Raw genomic sequence first — 9,650 nt, 5'->3', positions numbered from 1 at the left:
TATCATAGATTAAATATGCACCATCCAAAGGACAATTTTCTTTATGAAGCTGTTGTTTTTCCGCAATATATGTTACTCGATTTTTTATAAGCTCCTGAAACGCAGGTAATACATTAACTGCACACTTAGCATTTACCCCATTTTTTTCAAAGCAAAATGTATGTACTCCTTGTTTTTCAGATTTCTGATAAAGTTTTTCTTCACCATCCACATAAATCTTTATATCTTCCCCTTCAAATACAACATATTGATCTGCCTGTACATCCACATATCCGGGATTTATCTGATTAATCTTTTGATAAAAATCCTCTTTCCCCTGATGCCAGAAAAGTTTCCATTCGATTTCAAAGGACTCCCCCGGATTCAGTACCTGAGGTGTTGGATGCATAATAAAATCGCCCCTGTCATTACTGATACGAGAAAGGTCTCTCTCCACACTATATCCGGCAAGACTGCCTTTTGTCAGTACCAACCCCAAGTGAGGGGGTTCACCTCCCATGCGAAGAGCCATTACATAAGACATCTCTCCTCCACAATATATATGTGTGTGGCAACGCATTTTTGTACAAATATCAGAACCACAATAATCATCATTAAAAGGTGTGTAAATACCAATATCCGTAAGAGATGTAAAAAGCGGCTTATCACTGATATTAGTAAAAAGATATTTCTCTGTAATAATATCCTCTTCATCCTGACAGCATACATCAACTGAAATCTGTGATGGTATCTTTACTGTTCCCCATTCGGTAGCTCCCTCTATCCAATTCATTTGATATTTATCTGCTGCGTTAATTAATTCTTTTCGCATCGAAATAGCCTCCATCTTAAATATTCTGGCTATATCATAAGTCTTTTACTTTTCATGATGAAATACACTATTCTGAACCTATTATTTTTTTGATTGAGCTATTCTGAACTCATTGCTACAATGAATACAATGAATACAAGGAGAAAGATACCATGGCAGATAAACGAACATTTGTATATGAAAACTTTGAAATGTCCTATGAAGAAACAAAAAAAGGATGGTCTATGCCTTATTCGCATCACCATACCCATTATGAAATATATATACTGCTTTCCGGAGAAAGAACTGTTACTATTGGCAATACCACACATCTTGTAAAAGAAGGATTTGCATGTCTATTTGAAAGCAATATTTCTCATCGCAGTGAAGGAAATACTGATTACTCAGGTCTCTGCATTCATTTTTCAAAGCAGTATTTGGATAGATATTTTCAGCCAAACATTGTTTCCACATACTTAACATGCTTTAAAACACCAATAATCTTCATTCCTGCAGATTACAGAAAAAAACTTCTTACTTGGAATAAGGCTATGAGCCATACTTCTGAGTCATCCTACTTGCTTCTTGCACAAATACTGATAGATCTCTCTAAATTTCAAAAGAAATACTGCGCTGATAGCAGCTTATTTGTTAGTGATGTCAAAACATCCAGCGCCCAAAGAATCATAAACTATATTGACGCAAACTATACCACTCTGCAAAATGTCAGCCAAATTGCTGAATGCTGCGGCGTATCAGAAAGCTATATCCATCGCATTATCAAAAAGAATACTTCACTGACCGTAAAAGAATACATCAACAAACTCCGTCTTCGTCATGCGATACATGAAATGGATTGTTCAAACAATTCATTTGCAATTATAAGCAAAGCTTGCGGTTTTCAGAACATATCTTATTTTTATTATCTATTCAAAAAAAATTATGGACTAACACCTACAGAATATCGTGAACAACTAAAAAAAACGCATAAATAACCAGTTGACACGTGCTCGTCATAAGCAATAACGATTTTCTGCTCTTTGACGGAAGCTCAGGGCTACTGTATGCGGTTGGTGGCAACTTTGTTATTTCTTTAAAAAATAATCCTAGTTTCAGTCTCGCTCTAGCATCACGATATATTAAGGTGTGCCTTCTTCTAATTGTCTTTTTTCGTTGAGATTAAATCCATGTGCCTTGTAAAAATGAATAGCTTCTTTGTTCTTCTCCAGCGTCCATAGGAATCTGCTATCATATTTTTCTTTTGCGAACTCTATCAATTGGGCTCCTATGCCTTGGTTCCAAAAAAAGTAATCTACATATAATTCCGAAATTTCTTTTCCCTCCAGATGTATCATTCCCTTAACTATGCCATCATCATATACCCAAACTTTATTGAGAAGTTCAGGATCATTGAATTCATTGGCGACCTTTACTACCTGCAGCTCGTTAAAAGAGTAATCATCATTATGAAATATTGAATAATCATACTACCAGAATAGTTAGTACCTATGGTTATAATATGACGATATTGCCTGCTATATTACTTCCACCAATTTGAATATCTATCGATACTTATTTCGAATATAGAACACTGAAATTACTAAAATGATAGGAAAACCTATACCTGCCAATACTCCTGCCTGCAAATTATTAGCCGCTTTTTCAGATATACTTCCAATAATAGCAGGGCCCATTGCTCCCCCTAAATCTCCTGCGAGCGCTAGAAGTGCAAACATTGCTGTACCTCCAGTTGGAAGTATCTGTGATGATATACTAATTGAACCTGGCCACATTATACCTACAGAAAATCCGCATAATGCACATCCAATCAATCCAACCCATGGTATATTTGCCAGTCCGGCAACCAGATAACACATAAGGCACAATACTCCGGATGCCATCATGAAAATTGTCAGATCAACTTTTTCACCGAACTTTCCATAAAGAAGTCTACTGATTCCCATGCACACTGCAAATCCGCAGGGTCCAGCCAAATCTCCAACCGTTTTGGAAACATGTAGTGCTGATTCAGCATAGGCGGATGCCCACTGTCCCATCGCTATTTCTGAAGAACCTGCGCAGATCATGAGTATAATAAAAATCCAAAATGCTTTTGTTTTCAACAGTTGGGGCATTGTCATGCTCTTACCATCTTCTACCAGTGGTTCGATTGGACAGGTTGCAAAATTGAAAATGTTATAAAGCGGAATGACCGACCATATAAGTGCCATTATTCTCCATTTTTCTATACCAAAAACCGTAAAGAAGGCTGTGGAGCCCAAGACAACTCCAACCCATCCCCAGCAATAAAAGGAATGAAGAAGACTCATCATTGTATCCTTATTTTCGAATGGACATGCTTCTACAATTGGACTTACCAGCACTTCTGTCAATCCACTTCCAACAGCATATATAAATACACACACAAGGATTCCCCAAAATGGTACTGACAATAAGTCAGGTAATACAGCAAGTCCTGCAAGTCCTAATCCTGATGTAATCTCTGCAGCTATTACGCATACTCTGTAACCCATTTTATCTACTATACCTGCACATAAAAAATCAACTACAAGCTGTGTAACAAAGAATGCTGTTGAAATAGCAGCCAGCTTTCCAAATGATATATTGTATGTATTATGAAATGTTATAAACAATAGCGGTACAAAATTAGCGCAGATGGCCTGTGTTACAAATCCCAGATAGCATGCAAGCTGTGTTTTTTTATAATTCTTTTCTACTTCCATTTTTATTCCCCGGCCCTGATATTTTTTACCGTTTTGCTTTCAATAGAAAGATTCTCGTATATTCTGTCTCCACCTTGGCCTGTAGGTGCCTGAGCAAGTAAACCTACTTTCACAGACTCAGCATCTTTCATTAAGAAATATCTTGTCATGTGGAAATGCACTCCATCCAGGGAGTAATGAAAAGAAAATGCTCTGCCCACGCGACAAACTCTAAGATATGCAAAATTCTGTCCTTCAATATCGCATCCATTAGCATCATCGGATTCACCATCTTTAGTTACAACACTTACAGCAGCGTGTGTTCCAAAGTCAGTAAGTTCAAAACAGCATTTAGCCCAGTTGTCCATATCCTGCATAACCATTACAGATGCAGAATCATAAGTTTCCTTAAAATCATGAGATACCTTTACATTAAGAACGAAGTCGCCCTTAACATCTGTGTAGAAATATGGAGCATTACAAAGTGATTCAGGAAGAATTCCTTCTTCACTTGTTGTACTTCCACCACAGAAGAAATCTGTCAAAGCCGGTGCTTTTATTGTAACCTTATTCTCTTCAATTTTTATCTCACCTTTATTGATCCATTTAAAATTATCAAACATAATCTACAGCCTCCTCTTTTTGTTAGTGCTTTTTTGTTAATCGAAAGAAATTATTGTAATTATATCGTATTATTAATATAATAAAAGGAATAAAATGGTCAAATAGTATAACTATATCTTCAAGAGGAATAATTATGGCACTCTCATCATGTATATCATTATCAAAACAAGCAACTCCATTCAATATAGATGAAACTGGAACCCATGGAACTGTAGAGTTTCCAGTTGCCATATATAGAGATGATATCACCGAAGATTTTGTCAACTGGCACTGGCACGCTGAAATTGAGATAGGCCATGTCGAAAAGGGCGTTATTCTTTTAGAATGCGGTAACAGAAAATATATACTTTCAGAAGGAGACTTATTTTTCATAAATACCAATGTTTTGCATTCCATGCGTAATCATACCCCCGTCAATGCAGCAATTTTTAAATCTGTCATATTTGACAGCTCTGTTATAAGCAGCAATACAGAAAGTATTTATTATAAAAAGTATTTACATCCTATCATCCATAGCGCAAGTATTAGAGATTTTATGCTGAAGTCAGATTCCATATTCTTTAGCAAATTGGACAATATTATCAAAACTGTATGGGAAATAATAAATCATGAACCAGAGGATTACGAGATATCAGTTAGAAATGAATTATCTGATTTTTTTGCTGTACTAAATCATATGAATCTAACAGAAAGTATGCTTACCCACACAGTAAATCCACTGTTAGAGGAGCGCGTACAGATAATCCTAAACTACATCCATTCAAACTATTCTAAAAATATAACGTTAGATGACCTGGCTAATGCTGCAAATGTTAGTAAAAGTGAAGTTCTTAGGTGCTTTAAGTCAATTATCAATATTTCACCAATTAAATATCTTAAGAATTTCAGATTGCAAAATGCGGCATATATGCTTAAAAGCAGCACTTACTCAGTTCAAACAATTTATGAGTTATGTGGATTTGATAACAACAGTTATTTCTCTAAATCATTTAAGGAACTGTTCCACTGTTCACCTCGTGAATACCGTAATAATTAAGAACAAGGCAACGATGAAGATTTAGAACGGCCGTAGCATATCTGAACTACTTGATTAATATAAGAAAACCCCCAGATAAAATCTGGGGGTTTCGAATCTGCATCTGCAGAATGATTATCTCTTTGAGAACGATTAATGATTCGAAAGTGCCTTGCTTTCGACATTTTCAAGTTAAGTTGCTGTTTACCTGTTGTGTACGGTAGAAAGCTCAGGACTACTGTACGCTGCTGGTGGCGACTTTAATAACTGCGATCAAAAATAATACTCTGATTTTACTTTCTACTCATTAAATCTTTGTTTGTCTTTTGTATGATTATCTTCGAATATATCTTTCTTAGCGGAGCACACGGGACTTAAACCAAAGGTTCACAATGTACCCACAGCTCTAATTAATCCGTTATTTCTCCTCCAGCCTCTCTAAGATCAAACAATGAAACGATCTTAAACTCTTTCTTTTCAGTATCCACATCCCTAAACCAGATGCTTCCACTATTGATACATGCGCCCTGCCAGTTCGCCCATAGATCTGATATGTCCCATGATGCAAGTACGGTCATCTCTTCCTCATTAAATGCTTTTTTAAGAATAGGTATGCTTATCGTTATTCATTTTACTAAAATGTTTATGCCACCGGTAGGATTTCCTCACATATTGCACGGATCTCTTCACTGAAAACAGTATCTTTTGGCCAGATGAAGGTAAAATCATGTTTTACCCTAAAGTCGTCAAGGGGGATTGTTTTCAGATATCCGGACTGCAGTCCGGATGCAACCGCTGCTTTATATAAAAAGGTGATGCCACAGTCTTTTTCAATAAGGCTTATTATGGCATGCATGTTCTCCACCTGGATAAAATTCCTAAAATCACTTGTAGAGTAATTGTTCAAGGCAAGAGCTCTTTCTAATATATTGCGCGTTCCTGAACCGGGTTCTCTTATAAGAATTCGCTCGGGAAAGAGATCTTTTATCACGCGCGGTTTCTGAGTGAAAGAGTGCTTTGCCGAACAGACAGAAACGAACTCTTCTTTGCTAAAAAGCAGCGTTTCATAATCATTTTCAGGAAAATATCCTTCTACAAGTGCAAAATCTATAACCCCCTCGGAGAGTTTTTTAAGAAGCTCCGATGTGTTGCCAAATGTAATCTTAAGATTAGTATCCGGGTGATTTTTTATGTAATCACTGATCGGATCAGCAATTATGTATTCTCCTATGGTCATGGTGACACCAAAAGAGATGTCTTTTAAGCCATGGTTATTCTGTGAAAGTATTTCTTTGAGACTTTCATCATCATTTTTTATCTGATTCATTTTTTTATACAGGAGTTTTCCGTTGTCAGTTAGAAAAAGTTTTTTTCCATCCTGAGTAAACAGCTTTGTCCCGTATTCATTTTCAAGATGATGTATGTGTTGAGAAACAGCGGGCTGAGTAATATTCAGCTCCTTAGCCGCCTTGGTGAAATTGAGGTGTCTGCAAACGCAGAGGAAAGTATCTATTCTGAAATCCAGCATAATCAGTTCTCCATAACGATAAAAAATATTTATGGTTACATAATAATATATAATTTTATCTTTTTCAAAAGACAGAATAGAATAAGACCTGCGAAATAACAGATTAGAAAGTGAGAGAGGTCTTGAGATGGATTTTTTGAAAAAGAATTATTTGGGAATAATCGTATGCTTCACTATTGCAGTTCCTTCATGGCTCCTGGGAAAGCGCTTCCCTGTCGTTGGCGGAGCGGTGATTGCAATCATTCTGGGCATGATAATAGCCCTGTTCTGGAATGACAAGGGGAAGGCGGCTGATGGAATAAAGTTTACATCAAAGATAATTCTGCAGGCGGCTGTTGTCCTCCTTGGATTTGGTATGAATCTTTCGGTCGTTCTTCAGACCGGAAAACAGTCACTTCCTATAATTATCTGCACGATTTCAACATCGCTTATCCTATCATGGATTCTTCATAAGGTTATGAATATCAAAGGAAACACAGCTACTCTTATCGGAGTTGGCTCATCAATATGCGGCGGCTCAGCAATAGCAGCTACGGCTCCTGTCATTGATGCGGATGATGATGAAGTGGCACAGGCAATTTCTGTGATATTTTTCTTTAACGTGCTGGCAGCACTTCTTTTTCCTTCGCTGGGAAAGCTTATAGGTTTTGATATCACAACAGGAGAGGCTTTCGGTATTTTTGCGGGAACTGCAGTTAATGATACTTCTTCCGTCACTGCAGCTGCATCAACCTGGGACAGCATGTGGAACCTGGGTAGTCAGACTTTGGACAAGGCAGTTACAGTGAAGCTTACAAGGACATTAGCAATCATTCCGATTACACTGGTTCTTGCTTATCTGAGAGCAAAGGAAGCAAAAAAGGATGGAAGCACCACCAACGGTTTTAGCTTCAGGAGAGCATTCCCGATGTTCATAGTGTTCTTTATTCTTGCTTCAATTATCACAACACTTTGCTTGGGAATGGGAGTACCTTCGGATATTTTTAAACCTCTTAAAGAACTTAGCAAGTTCTTTATCATAATGGCCATGGCTGCTATAGGCCTGAACAGCAACGTGGTCAAGCTCATTAAATCCGGTGGAAAGCCGATACTGCTTGGTGGCTGTTGCTGGGGCGGAATAACAGTTGTAAGCCTTGTGATGCAACATGTAATGGGGATATGGTAAAGACCTGAGTCTGAATAAAGTTCCACATTACGGTTCTCCCTTACAGCACTTGCCGGTGGTTTCATTACAGAGAGTTTTTATAAAACCACAGAATTCCTTCATGATGTCCGTGTTTATTGAATAGTAGTGCCACTTACCTTCTTTCCTGTCTTTAACCAAGCCCGAATCCACAAGTATCTTCATGTGATGAGAGAGAGTCGGCTGTGTAATATCAAACTTTTCAAGAAGCTTACATCCGCATTTCTCCTGATCAGAAAGCATCTTAACTATTTCCATTCTGTTGGGATCTCCAAGAGCCTTACATATCAGCACTTCGTCTAATTTGGCCATAATCTTCTCCTTATATAGATGTTTATCTATGTGTTGATAAAGCATATACATAGATATTCGTCAATGTATTATTTCAAAAAGGAGACAGAGCTTTTAAAACTCTGTCTCCTCCGTGGCAATTTATCTTCTTATTTTCCTTACTATAGCTCACTTCTTTTTCTTTGGAGCAGGTAGCTCTTCATACATCGCCTCTAACAGATTGCGAAGAAACTCTTTGTTCTCAGCATTATCGACAAGGAGCATCTCCTTCGCTCCCTCGTATGGAAGTTCCAGACCGACTTCCGGCATCATTTTCACAGCAGACTTTACAGGCTTCACAAGAAAACGGTCATCATAAATGCCACCGACTACTTTTCCACGATAATAGATGATGTATTCTCCCATCACCGCCGCTCCGTATTGCTTCCATCAACGGATAAAGCATCATCATTGTCTTAGAACATATACCGTATCCATCTTGATTCACAGGACAGCCATATGTGCAGGTATACTTATCGCCGATTTCTTCTCCGTTTCTGCAATATCGCTCAGTATGATCCCCTCGAAGGAATCCCACAACCTCTACGGTAAATTCATACTCTTCGTCAAACCATTTCTTCATAATCCGGCCTCCGTCACACTATCCAAACAGCATATCTGCAGCCTTTTCCAGTTCTCTTCTCTCTTGAGAATCATCATAACCGCTTTCCTTGTCATCAATCCCCTTTACCGGATCGATCAAAAACAGGCCGTCACGGTTGCAGTAGAAGAATATCCTTCTGACTCCCCTGATCTTAAACCGTGCTTCAGCGCCCCCTTCCGGATAGAACTTCACCATCTGCATTTCATCGGATGAAGCCGCCGCCACAAACGAAATATAATGCTCCTTTGTCATGCTGTGATCGATACGCACATAATATTCATCTTCAACACGCTCGATAAAGACCATGTGACGCTCATCTGTTGGTTCCGCCTCTAAAGGCATGAGCTGGATACCGTGACAATGGATAGCCGCCTCCCCCATACTGTGTATCACATTACCGCAGATTGGACAAACATAGAACTTCGACCGCAGCATATTTGCGGATACATTCGCATTGTGAATGGTATTACCCGATATCAGCTCTGTAACTGAAATCTTAAATGCCTTCGCTATAGGCTCCAGCAGAGTAATATCCGGCAATCCTCTCAGGTTTTCCCATTTTGAGATACTTTTGTCAGTTACTCCCAGCCTTTCTGCTAGCTGAAGCTGTGTCATCTTGTTCTTTTCTCGCAATTCCTTAATAACTGCACCTGTAACATATTGGTTCATTTTCGTTCTCACCTCCATGCACAGATTGTAAATCAGTTTTTCTAATGATGGTACCTACGGAGAGTAGAGTTGAAGTTATTATCTTCCAATTTATTCTTCCATCAAGGATTATGTATTACATTTCTCTTTCCACTATTGGCAGTTCCTCTTACTTCTTCGTGGTAAAAGTAATCTACGATTGTTG

At 38.1% G+C, this 9,650-nt stretch carries 11 protein-coding genes and 2 pseudogenes; 3 read left to right on the top strand and 10 right to left on the bottom strand.

Annotation, left to right across the window (positions count from 1 at the left end):
• Positions 1 to 811 (bottom strand): hypothetical protein (locus G588_RS0117625; protein WP_022780013.1); only part of this gene is annotated, 811 nt, incomplete at its 3' end.
• A 152-nt stretch (positions 812 to 963) separates the two neighbouring features.
• On the opposite strand from G588_RS0117625, the gene G588_RS0117620 reads away from it, so the two are divergent.
• Positions 964 to 1,785, top strand: coding sequence for an AraC family transcriptional regulator (locus G588_RS0117620; protein WP_022780012.1), 822 nt, complete (start codon positions 964 to 966; stop codon positions 1,783 to 1,785).
• 144 nt (positions 1,786 to 1,929) lie between these two features.
• On the opposite strand, the gene G588_RS22850 is transcribed toward G588_RS0117620, so the two are convergent.
• The 3 genes from G588_RS22850 to G588_RS0117605 form a co-directional block, all read right to left on the bottom strand.
• Positions 1,930 to 2,232, bottom strand: a complete 303-nt coding sequence (locus tag G588_RS22850) for a GNAT family N-acetyltransferase (RefSeq protein WP_255367899.1) — start codon at positions 2,230 to 2,232, stop codon at positions 1,930 to 1,932.
• A 120-nt stretch (positions 2,233 to 2,352) separates the two neighbouring features.
• A complete protein-coding gene (locus tag G588_RS0117610; protein ID WP_022780010.1) occupies positions 2,353 to 3,534 on the bottom strand; it encodes an MFS transporter in 1,182 nt (393 codons plus the stop codon).
• 2 nt (positions 3,535 to 3,536) lie between these two features.
• The gene (locus G588_RS0117605) at positions 3,537 to 4,136 is read right to left on the bottom strand and encodes a DUF1349 domain-containing protein (RefSeq protein ID WP_022780009.1); all 600 of its coding nucleotides are present in this window, start codon (positions 4,134 to 4,136) and stop codon (positions 3,537 to 3,539) included.
• A gap of 134 nt (positions 4,137 to 4,270) precedes the next feature.
• Here G588_RS0117605 and G588_RS0117600 point away from each other — a divergent pair, with 134 nt between their 5' ends.
• Positions 4,271 to 5,173 (top strand): AraC family transcriptional regulator, encoded by a 903-nt coding sequence (locus G588_RS0117600; protein WP_022780008.1) that lies wholly within the window; start codon positions 4,271 to 4,273, stop codon positions 5,171 to 5,173.
• A gap of 389 nt (positions 5,174 to 5,562) precedes the next feature.
• Here G588_RS0117600 and G588_RS22630 read toward each other — a convergent pair whose 3' ends face one another.
• Together G588_RS22630 and G588_RS0117590 are read right to left on the bottom strand one after the other, a co-directional pair.
• Entirely contained in the window at positions 5,563 to 5,730 is a 168-nt protein-coding gene (locus G588_RS22630) for a hypothetical protein (RefSeq protein ID WP_022780007.1), read from the bottom strand.
• Positions 5,731 to 5,795: 65 nt separating this feature from the next.
• Positions 5,796 to 6,680, bottom strand: coding sequence for a LysR family transcriptional regulator (locus tag G588_RS0117590; RefSeq protein ID WP_022780006.1), 885 nt, complete (start codon positions 6,678 to 6,680; stop codon positions 5,796 to 5,798).
• A 127-nt stretch (positions 6,681 to 6,807) separates the two neighbouring features.
• On the opposite strand from G588_RS0117590, the gene G588_RS0117585 reads away from it, so the two are divergent.
• Positions 6,808 to 7,845 carry a YeiH family protein gene (locus tag G588_RS0117585; RefSeq protein ID WP_022780005.1) on the top strand — a complete coding sequence of 346 codons (1,038 nt, stop codon included), beginning with the start codon at positions 6,808 to 6,810 and terminating at the stop codon, positions 7,843 to 7,845.
• A gap of 27 nt (positions 7,846 to 7,872) precedes the next feature.
• On the opposite strand, the gene G588_RS0117580 is transcribed toward G588_RS0117585, so the two are convergent.
• From G588_RS0117580 to G588_RS20855, 4 genes and pseudogenes are all read right to left on the bottom strand, one after another.
• A complete protein-coding gene (locus G588_RS0117580; RefSeq protein WP_022780004.1) occupies positions 7,873 to 8,175 on the bottom strand; it encodes an ArsR/SmtB family transcription factor in 303 nt (100 codons plus the stop codon).
• Positions 8,176 to 8,322: 147 nt separating this feature from the next.
• Positions 8,323 to 8,565 (bottom strand): annotated as a pseudogene (locus G588_RS20860) (TfoX/Sxy family protein); the annotation flags it as partial.
• A pseudogene (locus G588_RS23485) lies at positions 8,558 to 8,776 on the bottom strand (TIGR04076 family protein); the annotation flags it as partial. The pseudogenes G588_RS20860 and G588_RS23485, both read right to left, overlap by 8 nt.
• An 18-nt stretch (positions 8,777 to 8,794) precedes the next feature.
• Positions 8,795 to 9,466 (bottom strand): helix-turn-helix domain-containing protein, encoded by a 672-nt coding sequence (locus G588_RS20855; RefSeq protein ID WP_022780002.1) that lies wholly within the window; start codon positions 9,464 to 9,466, stop codon positions 8,795 to 8,797.
• Between the last annotated feature and the right edge of the window lie 184 nt (positions 9,467 to 9,650).

It is taken from the genome of Butyrivibrio sp. AE3009 (assembly GCF_000420845.1).
GTDB lineage: Bacteria > Bacillota > Clostridia > Lachnospirales > Lachnospiraceae > Butyrivibrio.
Note: the sequence above shows the minus strand (reverse complement) of the source record. Positions and strands in the feature narration are given on the sequence as shown.